Annotated in this window: 13 protein-coding genes and 1 CRISPR repeat array; of the genes, 3 read left to right on the forward strand and 10 right to left on the reverse strand. The window is 46.6% G+C overall.

What is annotated here, in order from left to right; all coding sequences use genetic code 11:
* Nucleotides 1-18: 18 nt before the first annotated feature.
* The 6 genes from JGK22_RS05640 to JGK22_RS05665 form a co-directional block, all read right to left on the reverse strand.
* Nucleotides 19-927, reverse strand: coding sequence for a MoxR family ATPase (locus JGK22_RS05640; RefSeq protein WP_293174740.1), 909 nt, complete (start codon nt 925-927; stop codon nt 19-21).
* A 312-nt stretch (nt 928-1,239) separates the two neighbouring features.
* Entirely contained in the window at nt 1,240-2,463 is a 1,224-nt protein-coding gene (locus JGK22_RS05645; RefSeq protein WP_293232419.1) for a bifunctional riboflavin kinase/FAD synthetase, read from the reverse strand.
* Between the two features lie 373 nt (nt 2,464-2,836).
* Complete coding sequence (locus JGK22_RS05650; RefSeq protein WP_293174734.1) at nt 2,837-3,760, reverse strand: MBL fold metallo-hydrolase; 924 nt, start codon at nt 3,758-3,760, stop codon at nt 2,837-2,839.
* 263 nt (nt 3,761-4,023) lie between these two features.
* Nucleotides 4,024-5,259 (reverse strand): transposase, encoded by a 1,236-nt coding sequence (locus JGK22_RS05655; protein WP_293174989.1) that lies wholly within the window; start codon nt 5,257-5,259, stop codon nt 4,024-4,026.
* 46 nt (nt 5,260-5,305) lie between these two features.
* On the reverse strand, nt 5,306-5,449 hold the full coding sequence (locus JGK22_RS05660) for a hypothetical protein (RefSeq protein ID WP_293174987.1): 144 nt from the start codon (nt 5,447-5,449) through the stop codon (nt 5,306-5,308).
* A 333-nt stretch (nt 5,450-5,782) separates the two neighbouring features.
* On the reverse strand, nt 5,783-5,971 hold the full coding sequence (locus JGK22_RS05665) for a hypothetical protein (RefSeq protein WP_293174731.1): 189 nt from the start codon (nt 5,969-5,971) through the stop codon (nt 5,783-5,785).
* A 672-nt stretch (nt 5,972-6,643) separates the two neighbouring features.
* Here JGK22_RS05665 and JGK22_RS05670 point away from each other — a divergent pair.
* Entirely contained in the window at nt 6,644-7,573 is a 930-nt protein-coding gene (locus tag JGK22_RS05670) for a hypothetical protein (protein ID WP_293312501.1), read from the forward strand.
* Here the strand turns inward: JGK22_RS05670 and JGK22_RS05675 are convergent.
* Together JGK22_RS05675 and JGK22_RS05680 are read right to left on the reverse strand one after the other, a co-directional pair.
* Nucleotides 7,541-8,155: a hypothetical protein gene (locus tag JGK22_RS05675; protein WP_293208571.1), complete on the reverse strand. Its 615-nt coding sequence runs from the start codon at nt 8,153-8,155 to the stop codon at nt 7,541-7,543. The two genes, JGK22_RS05670 and JGK22_RS05675, sit on opposite strands and share 33 nt — an antisense overlap.
* Before the next feature lie 130 nt (nt 8,156-8,285).
* Nucleotides 8,286-8,450, reverse strand: coding sequence for a hypothetical protein (locus JGK22_RS05680; protein ID WP_293189671.1), 165 nt, complete (start codon nt 8,448-8,450; stop codon nt 8,286-8,288).
* A gap of 233 nt (nt 8,451-8,683) precedes the next feature.
* Between JGK22_RS05680 and JGK22_RS05685 the strand changes: the two genes are divergently transcribed.
* On the forward strand, nt 8,684-9,583 hold the full coding sequence (locus JGK22_RS05685; RefSeq protein ID WP_293174716.1) for an alpha/beta hydrolase: 900 nt from the start codon (nt 8,684-8,686) through the stop codon (nt 9,581-9,583).
* A gap of 474 nt (nt 9,584-10,057) precedes the next feature.
* Here JGK22_RS05685 and JGK22_RS05690 read toward each other — a convergent pair whose 3' ends face one another.
* Nucleotides 10,058-10,585 carry a DUF4330 domain-containing protein gene (locus tag JGK22_RS05690; protein ID WP_293174713.1) on the reverse strand — a complete coding sequence of 176 codons (528 nt, stop codon included), beginning with the start codon at nt 10,583-10,585 and terminating at the stop codon, nt 10,058-10,060.
* A gap of 689 nt (nt 10,586-11,274) precedes the next feature.
* On the opposite strand from JGK22_RS05690, the gene JGK22_RS05695 reads away from it, so the two are divergent.
* Nucleotides 11,275-12,126 carry a M48 family metallopeptidase gene (locus JGK22_RS05695; protein WP_293189673.1) on the forward strand — a complete coding sequence of 284 codons (852 nt, stop codon included), beginning with the start codon at nt 11,275-11,277 and terminating at the stop codon, nt 12,124-12,126.
* Between the two features lie 521 nt (nt 12,127-12,647).
* Nucleotides 12,648-14,216: direct repeats of the CRISPR family, unit length 36 nt; unit sequence GTTTCAATCCCCTTGCGGGGAAGTCGTTTGGGAAAG.
* A 392-nt stretch (nt 14,217-14,608) separates the two neighbouring features.
* On the opposite strand, the gene JGK22_RS05700 is transcribed toward JGK22_RS05695, so the two are convergent.
* On the reverse strand, nt 14,609-15,388 hold the full coding sequence (locus JGK22_RS05700; RefSeq protein ID WP_293216349.1) for a metallophosphoesterase family protein: 780 nt from the start codon (nt 15,386-15,388) through the stop codon (nt 14,609-14,611).
* Nucleotides 15,389-15,824 lie beyond the last annotated feature (436 nt).

The raw sequence follows: 15,824 nt of genomic DNA on the forward strand, positions 1-15,824 counted from the left end.
AACCGCCGTCTTATCTTTTTAAGGAATAGCAACTTCTCTCAACAACTTATCAACAATCGTCTTCGCCTTCCTTCCCCCCGCCGGAATCAACCGATGAGAAAGTACGTGCGGCGCTAAATCCTTCACATCATCCGGGGTAGCAAAATCCCGCCCTGAAATAAACGCCAACGCTTGAGATGCCCGGTGCAACGCCACCGCACCACGGGGACTCACGCCTAGAGTAATCTCTTCATCCTGGCGAGTCGATCGCACCAAATCCACAATATACTGCTTCAAAGAGCCTTCCACCTGCACCGCAGCGCACAAACGGCGCAATTCCTGCACCTGTTCCAAGGAAATACAAGGCTGCAAATCTTCCACAGCAAAAGTATCAGACAGCCGTTCCAACATTTGCAACTCTTCCGACGCAGCGGGATAGCCCAACGTCAAAGACAAGGTAAACCGATCCATCTGCGCTTCCGGTAGCGGAAAAGTGCCTTGATATTCGATCGGGTTTTGAGTCGCAATCACAAAAAACGGCGCCGGAACATTCCGAGAAACTCCATCTACCGTCACCTGCTTTTCTTCCATCACTTCCAGCAAAGCAGACTGAGTTCGCGGCGTCGCCCGATTGATTTCATCCGCCAGCAAAACATTAGCAAAAACTGGGCCCGGCAAAAACTCAAACTTGCCACTGCTAGGATTCCAAATATTAGTACCGGTAATATCCGTTGGCAACAAATCGGGAGTACACTGAATGCGTTGAAACTTCCCATCGATCGATCGCGCCAAAGACTTCGCTAACAGCGTTTTTCCCACACCAGGCACGTCTTCCAGCAGCGCGTGTCCCCCGGAAAGCACGGCTACCAGCACTAAGCGAATAGCATCCGCTTTACCGACAATTGTCTTGCCTAGATTTTGTTTGAGCCGCTCAATATGTTCTCTCATATCCCTGATTTTTAAGTAGAAGGAAGAAGGAAGAAGGAAGAAGGAAGCTTTTTAGCCTTCCGCATTTTACCTTAATTACGTTGATTTACTTAATTGCTAATTGCTAGTTGTTAATTGCTTGTTCTTTTATTCTCACTCAGCCTGCGCGGACTTCGTTTTTATACACGCGATTTCAATCGCCCAAGCAAAACTATACACAATGGATTCATAATTAGGACGGGCTAGAAGCCCATCCCACAATTATTTTTCTTGTGGGATGGGCTTCTAGCCCGTCCGAAAATTTGATTAGCCAATACTTTTGCAATAGATCTATTAACCATTGGCAGCTAACACCTTTCTAGCAACATCACAATCTGTCTGAATTTGATTTTTGAGAGCATCCAGAGAAGCGAATTTTTGTTCGGGTCGCAAAAATTCTATCAAACTTGCGCTCAAGGTTTGACCGTACAAATCCCCAGACCAATCTAACAGATGAACTTCTACAGTTAGTTGTAGACCGTTTACCGTCGGGCGGCAACCAACATTCATCACCCCATTTATGAATGATAAATCTGATGCTTGGCGCGGAATTAGAGATTGGGGATTTTCCCACTTATAGGCAGAATTTTCATCTTTTTTGATGATTCCGCCTCCATCCTTCACCGAGACTCGCACCGCGTACACGCCAAAACGCGGCAAAAATTTTTCCGGTGGCAGTTCGATATTAGCAGTCGGAAATCCGATCGTCCTACCCAGCCGCTGTCCCCCAACCACAGTCCCGACTAAACTGTAAGGCCGCCCCAGCAACTTATTCGCTTTTGTGAGGTCGCCGGATGCTAAACCTTCGCGGATCGCGGAACTGCTGATTCGATCGCCCTCATCGCAATTGTGCAGGGGTATCAGCGCAACATCAATACCGTAACCCGAGGCGATCGACTGCAAATCTACAGCCGTCCCAGCACGTCCGCGTCCGAACCGAAAATCCACCCCCACACTAATACGACTCGCTTGCAGTTGCCGCACCAGAATTTCCTCGACAAACTCAGCAGCAGTCAATGCTGCCAGTTCTCGATCGAACGGCAGCAGCACAAGTTGCTCGACACCCATTGCTGCGAGCAATTCTACCTTTTCTGCCAGAGGTGTCAGCAGTTTTTTGGGTTGACCTGTAAAAAATTCTTGCGGGTGGGGATTGAATGTCACCACAGTACCGTAAAGCCGATCGCCCGCAGCATCATCGCGACCAGAGAGGCTGTTGCCCTCGGCCCGGGGGTGCGCCACGATCGCACCATTGAAATTCAGGGCGCTGCGGGCTGTTTCCGGCAGTGCTGCTGAGTCGTTTTCCCAGCTTGCCGGATGTTCGCCTTCCAAATTTTGATCTCTGCCAGCGTTTGGGCGCAAGTTTTGCCCCGACGCAGAAACCGTCGCAGAAGTTAGCCCCGGCGATCGATTTAAAATTGGCTGCACGACTTGTTGATGCCCTAGGTGCAAACCATCAAAGTTTCCCAAGGCAACAGAAGTTGGAGTCAGAGCAGCGGTTGAAGAAGAAGTTATCCACACGCTTAAGATTTTGCCATACTTAGCCAGATTGCGATCGCCAGTCGATTTTAGATTTTAGATTTTAGATTTTAGATTTGACTCCACAGAATCGATACTGGGAGTTAGAACTTCGATCTAAACTTTTTGGTTCTCTACGACTTAAGCCGGGGCTTGTATCCGTCTTTGAGTCAGGTCAGCCCTCACTTAAATTTTAGATTTCAGACCTCAAGATTTACCATAAAGAATTGGTTGAAAGCCTCTCTCTTTGAGGGAGAAATAAAAATCAGACTATTCATTACTCCCATCCTCTTCCTTGTAGATGCCGCTCTCAAACTGTCAACTGTCAACTGTCAACTGTCAACTGTTTAAGAACCATCTGGCAATCTCAAATCCATCACGCAGGCACTTTAGGGGCTTCCACCGACCCTTCAGACGACCCTTCAGACAAATCCTTGTTTTGAGGAGGCAGCAACTGTAACGACAAACCTTCCCGCGCCATCAAACTGTTCGGGAACCTTTGAGCCACTTGCTCTCCCACCTTGTCTAAAAACTCGTCATTGTGCAGCGGATCGTGGTGAAAAATCACCAACTTTTTGACATTAGCAGCCTTTGCCACCTTCACCGCTTCCTGCCAAGTCGAATGTCCCCAGCCAACCCTGCTAGACTTTTCCGAATAATACTCATCATCCGTATAAGTAGCATCATAGATCAGCACCTCAGCATCGCGAGCCAAATACAGCACATTTTCGTCCAAACGATCGGGAAAATGTTCAGTATCAGTCACGTAAGCAGCCGCATACCCCCGCCAGTTGACGCGGTAGCCGATCGCTTCACCGGGGTGGTTCAACAAAGCTGTTTCCACCTTAATCTCTCCGATTTCCATGGGTTCACCCACTTCTATATCGTTAAATTTCAGATCTGCCCCCATAATTTGCAGGGGCACCGGAAAATTAGGGTGGAGCATCTGGTCGTTGAGTCGCTGCTGGATAGTAGCTTGATTAGGAGTAGGAGCAACGGCCCCATAGATGTGAAAACAATTGCCTTTAATAAAAGCTGGGACAAAAAATGGGAATCCTTGAATGTGATCCCAGTGAGTGTGAGTAAAAAACATATGAGCTTCTACGGGCATCTGCGACAGGAGAGTTTGTCCCAAAACCCGCAACCCAGTACCGCCATCGAAAATTAGGCGGCTGTCACCCACTCGCATTTCTATACAGGGCGTGTTGCCCCCGTAACGTACTGTTTCAGCTCCGGGAGACGCTATACTACCTCTAACGCCCCAAAAGTGAACCGTAAATTGGTTTTGCATACTAGACATGGGTTTTCCTGCAAGATTGTTCCGGCGAGCCATCGATAAGGTGTTTACATAATATTAGTAAGGCTTTTACCATCAAACCCAAGCTTTTTGACGGTCTAGTTTCCCACTTGTTGGAAGTGCCAAGAGTCTCGCTTCCCAGAAAATGCAAAACTGTTGGGCTTGATAACTGAGGAATAAATTACAAGGTGGACTGATGAAGTCTCGATCGTAACTATTCTTTTCTCTCTTCACTAGCGTAACCGATACTTTTTTGCTAACATTCGTCAACAAATACATAGGCTGAGATGTTCTCTCAACCAAGGTGTATCAACCGATGCCCGCAAGAAAATCCCGCGAGCACCATTTAGATCCCTGTTCATGCAGCGTCCATCTCGGTCTCTAATAACACGAGAACCGCCAATCTTCTTGACTTCTCCAGTCCAAGAAACTGTCTTTGATGTATAAGCTTCGTTGATGTCAGTCAGGGCTACCTTACCTGACTCCCAAGCTTTCCATTCAAGATGTTTCTTGAACTGATAATGAGATAAAGTCAGCATCTGACGCACGGTTTTAGAGCGAATTTTGCGACGTGACTTGCTAACCATCTTTGAAGATTCAAATGATGGCAATAAGATGACATCGAAATTATCAACTAAGAATTTAGCAGTCTTGTCGTGCAACTCTTTAACCATGTGTTGAACCTTGGACTTCAACCTGTCAGCAGCCTTTTTAAATCTTTTCTTCTGCGCGCTAGGAGATGCGCTCATTTTTGAGATTAACCTGTCTAGCTTGAAGCACAGTTTTTGGATTTGAAGATTGGAGTCATTGCCGAGATATCCGTAAGAACTCTCGGAAATAAAAGTCATGAACGTGCGAACACCGGGATCTAAGGCAACCACGCGACCTTGGTTGTCGGTCTGACGCGGCTGCACTTCTTCGGAGACAATTAGATAATACTCGCCATAGGCAAGCATTAGCCGTCCGTCACTGAAATCCTTGGGTAATGCCTCTTTCAGCTTTGACCGACCCAATATTGTGTGATAGATGCCACAATCTTTGATTGCAGATTTAGGGATGTAAATAGATTGCTTTGTATCCTTGCGACTGCGGAATTTACAGCGACGCACTTGTCCGTCTTTTTTGAAGTCTGCTTTGGCTTTTTTGACGGCTTGACAGGCGTCTTTAATTGCAATTGATTTAATTTGAAATGGAACCGATGACGCCCAGTCAGGTAATGAGTTGAGAATCCCTGTCTTGATCGTTAGCCAGTTGGCTTTGGTTCCCGGCTCCTGTAAGTATTTAATTGTTGCATTAAATACGAATCGGGAAACACCGAACCATCTTTTCAACAGAGCTTTTTGTTCAGGGCTGGGGAATATTCGGATCTTTCTTGATTTTCTGGCTGTAGCTCCTGAGGCCGTGCATTCGGCAACGGTAGCCGTGAAGGATGGCAAGAAAATCGGCTGTGAGTTCGGTTTCAGGGCAGTGAAAAGGGTTTGAGAGAACCAGGAGTTCTCCACCGTTTTGCTTGACCATAAACTCGAATAGCTCAAATCCGAATCTGCTTTAGATGTCTCTACAGGCAACAACAATCTTGAGCTGATCTGTGCGCATAACTCTGACCAGTAGGGCTTGCAGTCCTTTTCTCTTAAAGTTGAGTCCAGAGCCGATGCCTTGGAGGATTTCAGCTTCTGGATATCGTTCTCGCATAAATTCAACTTGCCTAGCAAGGTCGTCTCGCTGTTTGGTTGAACTGACGCGACATTCGCAAATAGTTCCCACGACAATTGCACCGCGCTGGTATGACTCAACATCGTAGAGTCTTTGTCCTGCTTCGTTTTTGATGCTTTTGATCTTGCCTTCATCGGAGAACTTCCTGATATGTGTTTGCGTGCAAGCCCAGAAATTTGACTCATGAGTCTGAGTGGTATATATGCCATTCACTCAATCTAGGCGGTTTGTTACCAAATGTTAACATTCGTTAGAAAACTATATACTGTTGATTTACCCCATCTCAAGTGAAGTTTCTTTCCAGAGGATTATTTAACGGGCGATGCCGCCGTCCTTGGAACTTTTGCCGTCCGATTCCGAGTGACTGGAACTTTTGCCCGATCGCTCCCTAAAATAAAAAGGAAATCCTCTGCGGTCGTACTCGATCGAGGTCGTACCGAGGAATGGGATTCGGTCGTGCCAATTTAATGCCCTACCTGAAAAAATTATAGCTGATGGCAACGCATCTGTTTGCTGGCAACGCTCGACTCCTACTCAGCTTTTGTTCTAGTTTGGGAGGGCGATCGACATTTTCTTCAAAAATCTTAGCCAATGAGGCTGGTTTGAAACGCTGCACAGCTTGACAGCGAGCTGGACGGACCGCCGTAGGTGTCGGCCACAGCATCCAAAAAGTATGATTTGATTCATGGCAGAAGCATTTCTCAACTGTAGGCCTCCGATCCCAACCACGATCGCAATCAGTGATTCTACCCAATTTTTCAATTATTTAATCTAAAATCGGAAATGGTATGACACCGGGCGTAGCGAGATCCCAGACTGTTGGCAAAAGGCTATATTTTCGTCGCGCAGTTCTCGGCGGGCGAATTCCAGCACTCAAAATACCCGAAATTTCTGAAATTGTCAATTTTTGTGTTTTTTGCCGGCACCCAACTCCGATCGCCTTTGAACTCAAAAGTCAGTGAGAAATATTCGTGCGTTACCTGTTGTGCTTTTCCCAACTATCTTCAATCAGTCTTTTGCGAGTAATAAGTTCTCGGAATTTGACTCATCTGTGGCACTCACCACAAGTTGATATTTCTGGTATTCTAAAGTCTCACACTCTTGTTTGGAAAAAATCAAAATCTGTACAAAAGACGCCTAAATAACTTAAAGTTATTTGTAAAAAAAGTAACTATGAATCAATTTAAAAAAACTACAACTAAGCTGAATCAAACCGTAACGAAAGAGTCCGATCGCACTTTGCAACTAGGTCAGCTTCCTTTGAGCGAGATCTCCTTAGAAATGACTGAGGCCGGAGCTTTGAGGACATTTAGCAGTCTAGACGATCGCCCGCAGGAAACCCCAGAGAGAACCGAAAAAAAACGCCGGAGGGTGGATGGGAAGAGCAATCGAGCTCGATCGCCTGTGGTTTCTAGCGCCTTTCTCAAGTGGCTGCTACCGCGTTTGAGTCGATCGAAAGGTGGGTTGGCGGCTTTCACCCTGGCAGCAGTTTGGGGGTGGTGGAACAGTCAGTTATTGCTTTCGACAGGGTTGGGGATCGCAGCGATGATGCTGGTTTACCGAGGGCAGTCCGGGGAATGGCAATTGCTGCGATCGAAAGCCGAGCAATTTTGGCAGAGCCCGAACCGCCGGTTGGTTTTAGCAGTAGGCGCCGGCGGGATTGCTACCTTGGGTGCTTACATGAGTTTGGCGATTTGGGCGGACTCTGAGAGCCACTGGATGGCTTTGAGCCTGATTTTGCAGAATTTTGGCACGATCGCGATTGCAGGGCTGTTGCTGCGCCAAGCGCTGAGTCTGGGATCCTCAAAAGATGAAGATGAAGCAGCGCTCGATCGGATCTTGGGAGATTTGACTGATGCTGACCCTGTGAAGCGTTTGATTGCAGTGCGGCAAATGACCGATTTGGTGAATCAGGGTGGGTTTAACCGCGTGACTTCTGTCAAAAGTTGGAGCGCCCGTTCCCGGGCTGCCGAGTGCTTTCGCCTGATGTTGAGTCGGGAACCCGAGGCTATAGTCCGCAATGCCATTCTTGAAGGTTTGCAGACTTGGGACGATACTTATGGCATGGTTTCACAGACCAAAAATAAAGTCATCGACTATTAGCTGACCGTCAAAAGCATAAAATGTAATGCGATGAATATTTGGGGCTTTGACGCGCAGGGGTGTGTTAGGCGCGATCGGAGAATTAGACCCTGCCAGATTCGGCGCCGGCATTTCATCTTGAACGATCGGGTTACCGTCGATGTCGCAAGCAGATAAAACCGTTCGCCGCGAACTGGTGACAAGTCCTGCTACGCTGCGAACTGGATACTTGAAACTTACTTCTATTAGTCCGCTTTTTGGGGCACCCATTAACACTGTTGAGCCAGAAACCGTTAGGAATGCTGGGTTTGAAGGTTGGATGGCGACGGCATTGCTAAAAGTCACTCCCCAATGGGCAAACTGGTTGTCTACTACTTCAAAGCATTTCAATTCTTCTAAAGCTAGGCGAACCATTCCCGGTGCGCTGACGCGCGATCGCACATCTAACCCTGAACCCGATCGTTCTGGAGTGGCGACAAATGTCTGTTTGCCGTTTAAATCCATGCTTCGACAGGCAGTATCAAACTCTGCAAACCCGTCAGCTAGAAGACTTTTTGCATCAACCATAAAACCCTCGCGATCCCGTTTCCTAAGCAGTTGCATTTTTTATACCTCCCTGATATTAGTTGTTTCTTGTGTTTTGGAATTGATAGCGGCGAGGCTCGTGATTTCATTGCCTGCAATCAGAGGTATGGAAAACCCATCGCCCGCCTTTTAACAGAAACCTTCGACATTAAAAGCCACTGCTCCGTAAAATATGGTAATTAATTATTTGCGATCGGCTCTCGGCTGTAAACCTGCCGCGATTAAAAGCTAGATCTGATACCGCTGCTTTCCGAGTGCCTGCTTTCGGAGTCGGCGAACCGACTTGATTGTGTTGAGGGGTCTTACCCATCATTTTGTTATTATCTCCGATCGCAAGTAGTTTGCAACGGTGAGGATAACTGCACAACCTGAGCGCGCAGATCGCAAAACTTAGTTGCTGTGTGTAGTTTCAGGCTTCACTTGTACTAAAATAGATTGAAATCAATACTGAATCTTTACAAAAACGGCGCCAGCTTTGCAATCTTTTTAAATAAAGACGAGGCGACCCGCGAAACTCTACAATCTCACAGCGATTGAGGCTTATTTATGCTTGTTCCTCTCGGCTTCGGTCAGCGATCGATCGTGACTTCTCTCGGCAGAATGGTATATTACACTGCTGAAAAAATGCCTTGGATCGGATTGCCGAACTCAAATTCGGAAAATAAACCGAACTTAGTATTTTTTCACGGCTTTGGGGGCGGGTCAAGTGCCTACGAATGGTCGAAAGTTTATCCGGCTTTTGCAGCGGAATATCGAGTCTTAGCACCGGATTTAATCGGTTGGGGGCGATCGGAACATCCCCAAAAAAATTATCAGGTCGAAGATTATATCACATCTCTGATCCAATTTATCGAAAAAACTTGCGGAAGTCCTACGGATGTGATAGCTTCTTCGCTGACAGGGGCGATCGCGATTCGAGCTGCGATCGCCCGCCCGGATCTGTTCAAATCGCTGATTTTGACGATTCCCAGCGGTTTGTCAGACTTCGGACAAGATTACGGCAGCAGTTTCTTTGCTAAACTCGTCAACACTCCAATTTTAGACCGCTTGCTCTACAGTACGGGCATTGCCACAGATGGCGGCATTCGCAGCTTTTTAGAAGAGCGCCAATTTGCCGATTCCCGTCGAGTCTACCAAGAAATTGTCGATGCTTATCTGCAATCTGCTTTGGAACCAAATGCAGAATATGCAGCCTTGTCTTTTGTGCGGGGAGATTTGTGTTTTGATTTGTCACTTTATATCACTCAGCTAACAACACCGACTGCGATTATTTGGGGTGAAAAATCTCAGTTTACTAGCCCCGAGATTGGCCAGCGGTTGGCTAATCTCAACCCGGATGCAATTAAGGTTTTTCAAACTCTGGAAAATGTGGGTTTGACTCCGCAGTTGGAAGTTCCGGCTGTGACTATTGGTTTAATTCGGCAGTATTTAAGGTTGTTTTCTTAAGAGTAAAGAAGTTCGGCAACCAATTCTGTAACGGATTTGACGGATAGAGGTTTCAGGTTCGAGGGAAGAAGGAATATTAATTCCCCACTACCCATAGATCAATACAGTTAACTTAAGACCGATCCCCCCTAACCCCCTTAAAAAGGGGGAAAAAGAAAGCTCTTAAAGTCCCCCTACAACCAGGGGGATTGAGGGGATCTCCCAGTATAAGGATTCTTAGTGAACCGTATTGACCCATAGATGTCAATTTAATCCTAAAGACCTCTGTATCTCTCGTTTATATCCAAGTCTAGATCCCCCTAAATCCCCCTGGTTGTAGGGGGACTTTGACAATACTCTTGTCCCCCCCTTAAGAAGGGGGGCTAGGGGGGATCTAGACTCTGCTAGAAGCGAGATTTCTCATGGATTTTAGTCTGAATTTGACACGAATTCCCAATGACAACTGACAACTGACAACTGACAACTGTCAACTGACTATTCTTTGACTCGCACGTCGATGACGCTGGCGTTGAAAATGTATTTTTTGCCTTCAAGTTCGAGAGTAGTTCCGATTTTGACTTTCATATTTCCTAAAACCGGGCCGTTTTCAGTAATTTGACCTTTCCCCTCTAGAGTAAATCTCATATTTCTGCTGAAAGATTCTTCTTCTCTAGGATCTGGGACAGCTTTTAAGGTGCCGTTGGGCTGAGGAACTGCGAGGGTTCTAGTTATGGTTTTTACCTCTTTGATTGTAATCTGACCAGAGGGCTGGTTGCGGATTACTACGTTGATTTTATCGCCGGCTTTGAATAACTCTTGAAAGTTTGTGCCTTTGAGTCCGATCGCAATTGCATCCATTTCTACGGTTTTGACGCTGGCGCCGCCGACTTGGGCGACGGAACCGCCGGAAGTACCGGGAAAGAAGAAGATGCCGACTGCAACTAGCAGCACAATCATTGCTGCACCTACGTCTAGAATGCTGAGTTTGCCGAACAACCGGCCTTGAGAATCCAAAATTTTCATAAATCGCTTACTTAATTCACTGACAGCGACAGGAGTATCTGTACAAGCCAAAAGATATTACCACAACGATCGCCCAAAATCCGCAGGACTTGGAGAGTGGGGGATGGGAAGAGGGGGAGATGGGGAGAGGGGAGAGTGGTTAAAATTTAGGAACAAGTTAAAATAGCAACTAAGTAGCGTTATATTTCGTCTGCCGATTTAGTGACTTTTTGAGTTTTTCCTAAAAAAAAAGACCGGGCGGTTGAAACCGCGTCTATACAAACAAAACCTGCCTCCGCAGGTTGAAGAAGCGACGGTTGAAATTACATTATTTTCTTGAGTCTCGCGTTTCGCGGACGGGTGCATCTGGCGCAAGGAAGAGGGCGAAGCATGACCGCATATAAGTTATTAGTTATAATCTCCTATTTTCTGCGGTCATGCTTCGCCCCTACGAATATATAGCGGTTCTCAGAAAGATGAGGTATGTTGTTGGGCTTCAGCCCTCTTGGTTTAAGCGGTTATATAAGCTGTCAGTCATACCTCATCTTTTTGATACAGATGCACCCTAGCGGACTTTGTTTTTGTAGATTCGGTTTCAACCGACATCTTATCTCCTTCTTCCTTCTTCCTTCTTCCTTCTTCCTTCTTCCTTCTTCCTTCTTCCTTCTTCCTTCCTTCTTCCTTCTTCCTTCTTCTAGGGCGTATAAATCATGTTAAAAGGTTTTTGGTTGACTTGTCGGCGTAGTTGTGGCCGGGGGATTTATCTATTTCTGTCGGTGATTGTGGCTGCGGGTATCTGCGTGATTTCCCCACAACCGACTCAAGCATTTTCTTTACCGGAACTGATTTTGCGGGGGATTCAAGTTATTCAATTGTCGAATATGTCCGATCGCCAGGAGGTGACTGTTGGCCGACAAATCAATCAGCAGTTGACGAGTAGGGAGTTTAGGATCGATCGCGATCGGGCTACTACAGCATACATCAACCGCATCGGTCAGCGACTGGCCCAAGAAAGCGATCGCCCGGATATTCCTTATACTTTTCAGGTGATTGACGATAACAATATTAATGCTTTTGCGACGATGGGCGGTTTTGTTTATGTGAATAAGGGTTTGATGGCGGCGGCGGATAATGAGGCGGAGTTAGCAAGTGTGATCGCGCATGAAATCGGGCATATTAGTGCTCGCCATTCGATTAAGCAAATGCGTCAAATGGCGATCGCATCTGGTGTTGCTTCGGCGACTGGGCTGGATGGTTCTAAGGCGGTACAGATTGGGGTGGAGTTGGCTTTGCGTCGCCCTCACAGCCGTCAAGCTGAGTATGAGGCGGATCAGTTGGGTTTGCAAACTATGGGGCGATCGGGCTACGCTCAATCTGGGATGGTTGATTTTATGAAGAAGTTGCTAAATAAGCCTTCTCCACCAAGTATTTTGAGCACTCACCCGGCGACTAGCGATCGAATTGCTGCGATTTCCCAGGCGATCGATCCGGATCTGGCTAGCGGTGAGGGTTTGAATAATGCGGCTTATAAGCTGGAAATGCGTCGGTTGTTGCGATCGTAGTTTTTGGTAGGGTGGGTGAGTTGCGTTGAAGTGCGATCGAACTCAAGCTGACGCATTCTATAGAACCCATTTGAGATCTATTTTGCGTAAATCTGAGAAACCGGGTTTCTTTCTATATGTCTCATCACCCAACCCAAAAACTCGTAGAAACCCGGTTTCTTGCCATGAGCCTAAATCTCAGAAACCGGGTTTCTTTGTATATGTCTCGTCACCCAACCGAAAAACTCGTAGAAACCCGGTTTCTCGCCCCTTGCGTAAATCTGAGAAACCGGGTTTCTCTCTATATGTCTCGTCACCCAACCGAAAAACTCGTAGAAACCCGGTTTCTTGCCCCTTGCCTAAATCTGAGAAACCGGGTTTCTCTCTATATTTCTCGTCACCCAACCGAAAAACTCGTAGAAACCCGGTTTCTTGCCCCTTGCCTAAATCTGAGAAACCGGGTTTCTTTCTATATTTCTCGTCACCCAACCGAAAAACTCGTAGAAACCCGGTTTCTTGCCCCTTGCAAGAGGACAAATACCGTTTCAATCCCCTTGCGGGGAAGTCGTTTGGGAAAGAAACCGAACCCCTCCGAAGGTAAAGGTTTTGGGTTTCAATCCCCTTGCGGGGAAGTCGTTTGGGAAAGTAGATGAAATAGACCATTACCGAGCAATCGGTTGGTGGTTTCAATCCCCTTGCGGGGAAGTCGTTTGGGAAAGCCAAGTCGAACCCTTGCCGTTTTTGCACCAAAGTTTCAATCCCCTTGCGGGGAAGTCGTTTGGGAAAGGAGATTTTTCCCTACCAGGAGGTAGCGACGGCAGTGAAAGTTTCAATCCCCTTGCGGGGAAGTCGTTTGGGAAAGACACCGGTACCTCTGGTCGCTGGATTGTTTGACTTCGGGTTTCAATCCCCTTGCGGGGAAGTCGTTTGGGAAAGAAAAACAAAATTCTCTCCTACTTTTCACTTTTTGTTTCAATCCCCTTGCGGGGAAGTCGTTTGGGAAAGATTAATCTGGCCTTCCCGAGAAGACCTTACGTTTCAATCCCCTTGCGGGGAAGTCGTTTGGGAAAGCTTTCTTCCCATGTGAGAAAGCTGTACTTTCCGTTTCAATCCCCTTGCGGGGAAGTCGTTTGGGAAAGATTTGAATTTATTTTAAATCTCCCACAAGCAAAAAACCACTTTATTCGTTTCAATCCCCTTGCGGGGAAGTCGTTTGGGAAAGGAAATTTTGTGATTTTATTTAAACGAGAGCAGCTTAAAGTTTCAATCCCCTTGCGGGGAAGTCGTTTGGGAAAGAAGAGCTAGAGCAAATTATACACCTCTATAAAGACAAGCTGTTTCAATCCCCTTGCGGGGAAGTAGTTTGGGAAAGGTGTACATGAGGATAATGGTAAGGGCTTTTGCTCTCAAGTTTCAATCCCCTTGCGGGGAAGTAGTTTGGGAAAGGCTCGAAGAAATGAGCTATGGAGAATAGAAATGAAAACGTTTCAATCCCCTTGCGGGGAAGTAGTTTGGGAAAGTTTTGCGAAATATTGTTTTCCGAAAGTCAAATACAGTTTCAATCCCCTTGCGGGGGAGTGGTTTGGGAAAGGATTTGGGTTTGTGTATAAATTTTTCTTCGGAAGAAACAATGTTTCAATCCCCTTGCGGGGGAGTGGTTTGGGAAAGTGGATTGTTTGTTGTTTTAGTTTCTGGTTTAATCCAAAAGTTTCAATCCCCTTGCGGGGAAGTCGTTTGGGAAAGTTGACTATCAATTTTTGGAACCGGGCCGTTCAAGCTCAAGAAGTTTCAATCCCCTTGCGGGGAAGTCGTTTGGGAAAGCGACGTGTTTCGTTGCAACTGGCGGACGGCGTTCTCGTTTCAATCCCCTTGCGGGGAAGTCGTTTGGGAAAGGTACTTGTAACAAGACAGTTACGATTTTTACTGAGGAACGGTTTCAATCCCCTTGCGGGGAAGTCGTTTGGGAAAGGCTATACGAAATTCGGAGTACTTTGTACCTCTAAATGTTTCAATCCCCTTGCGGGGAAGTCGTTTGGGAAAGCCACATGGAAAGTTACGAGTCTGAATGCTCTTTTGTTTCAATCCCCTTGCGGGGGAGTCGTTTGGGAAAGAGTTCGGCTACAAACCCTTACCCAGAGAGCGTTCCAGACGCCAAATCGACGCACCGTTTTTTAACTCTCAATAAATGGGGGGTCATCTTCAATAAGCATAGGATTGAAAACCCTCAACCCCAGACTACAAACACAATCGACGCACCTCAACGAAAGAATCAGGGTTTCACCAATCGCCCTAGGTGCGTCGAAATCAATTGCGGCAATGAAACCCACCGCAGCCGATCGCCCACCTAGATCAAAATCGCTTGCAGTTATGAAACCAACCGCAGGCGATCGCAAAATCTATTCAATTTTCAAAGTTCCGCGTGAAAAACCCTTGCTTTCCACTACTACAAACAATAGAGACTCAAGAACAGATTGTCAAGTTTTTCCCAGCACTTCGTTAGGAATTAAGCCTCTTGTTGAACAACTGAGCTCAACTGAGCTTTCAACTGAGCTTTTGGAGGTGGAATCTGCGGCTTCAATTGTCTGACAACTTCATCAAACGGCAAAATCCGCACTTGATTGTTAAACACATTTACCTGATAAACTCTGCGATAACTCAAGTCAAATCCAGTCAGCCAGCCACTTTTTGGATGATAAGCACCCGTGTCAATATCCAACCACCCTTGGCCCCTGACTAATTCCCCAGGCCTCACACCCTCAAAGGTAAACGTGATCGTGTGACCGGTAATAATTAATTTATCGGGAAAATACGGTTTCGGCATCGCATGAAATTCCTTGCGAATCCAGCACAATTGTTCGATCGACTGTTTGTCAATTGGCATAGTTGGATGCACACCCGCGTGCACCAGCCAGATATCCCCTAAGTCTAGATGCGTTGGGAGCGATCGCAGCCAATCTAAGTGTTTGTACGGCATCATCCCTGTATCCTTGTAACTAGCGACAGTCGCATCCCCACCGCTGTACAGCCAAGACTGCCACGCCCGCATATCCACAGAGGGCCCCGACAAAGCATCTAACATCAGTTGTTCGTGGTTTCCCAGCAGCGTTTGGTAGGGGCTTTGCTGCACAAAATCTAATACCTGAGCGCTTTTCGGCCCGCGATCGATTAAATCTCCTAAAAAATATACGCGATCGTCCGAACTCGGGGCAAGTGCCTCTAGCAAAAGCATTAACCCGTCGTAATGCCCGTGTACGTCCCCAATAACAATGCGCCGCTGGTTCACTGTATTTATCCGCTTTCCTGAATCGAAACCTTAATTACTCGCTTATAGCATCTGATTTAGCTGCTATTTCCTCCGATCTTTCGCTGAGGAGGGGTGTCACCCATTATACTACTTTTATAAACTTTTGGTAAAGTTCACAATTTTATTTGCGTAGTTACAGATCGCAACACTGAGAAGTTATCCCAGCTTTCGGTATAAGTGAAGTACAAAGATACCCTAGAAACACGGGAGTGCCCTCTCCTGCAAGTCTTTCAGAGAATTGATAACCGCTGTTAATTCTGCTGTGGCAATTACTACTATCGAGTCAGTCGATTTTAGATTGACTCAACAATGATTTCACCGAATAGCATGGGTTTGAAGCCCCAGCATGAAGGCAGATTGTGATAATAGCGGAGTTTAAATCTCCCTTCTTATCACTTCGCTGTCAACTGTCAAC

Source organism: Microcoleus sp. PH2017_08_TRC_O_A, from assembly GCF_020738665.1.
In the GTDB taxonomy this organism is placed as follows: Bacteria; Cyanobacteriota; Cyanobacteriia; order Cyanobacteriales; family Microcoleaceae; genus Microcoleus.

Excerpts from the sequence above, each read along its gene's own strand:
- JGK22_RS05685 (WP_293174716.1), top strand. The coding sequence starts at position 8,684 with ATGCTTGTTCCTCTCGGCTTCGGTCAGCGATCGATCGTGACTTCTCTC.
- JGK22_RS05690 (WP_293174713.1), bottom strand. The coding sequence starts at position 10,585 with ATGAAAATTTTGGATTCTCAAGGCCGGTTGTTCGGCAAACTCAGCATT.
- JGK22_RS05650 (WP_293174734.1), bottom strand. The coding sequence starts at position 3,760 with ATGTCTAGTATGCAAAACCAATTTACGGTTCACTTTTGGGGCGTTAGA.
- JGK22_RS05660 (WP_293174987.1), bottom strand. The coding sequence starts at position 5,449 with ATGCGAGAACGATATCCAGAAGCTGAAATCCTCCAAGGCATCGGCTCT.
- JGK22_RS05680 (WP_293189671.1), bottom strand. The coding sequence starts at position 8,450 with ATGATGGGTAAGACCCCTCAACACAATCAAGTCGGTTCGCCGACTCCG.
- JGK22_RS05640 (WP_293174740.1), bottom strand. The coding sequence starts at position 927 with ATGAGAGAACATATTGAGCGGCTCAAACAAAATCTAGGCAAGACAATT.
- JGK22_RS05675 (WP_293208571.1), bottom strand. The coding sequence starts at position 8,155 with ATGCAACTGCTTAGGAAACGGGATCGCGAGGGTTTTATGGTTGATGCA.
- JGK22_RS05695 (WP_293189673.1), top strand. The coding sequence starts at position 11,275 with ATGTTAAAAGGTTTTTGGTTGACTTGTCGGCGTAGTTGTGGCCGGGGG.
- JGK22_RS05670 (WP_293312501.1), top strand. The coding sequence starts at position 6,644 with ATGAATCAATTTAAAAAAACTACAACTAAGCTGAATCAAACCGTAACG.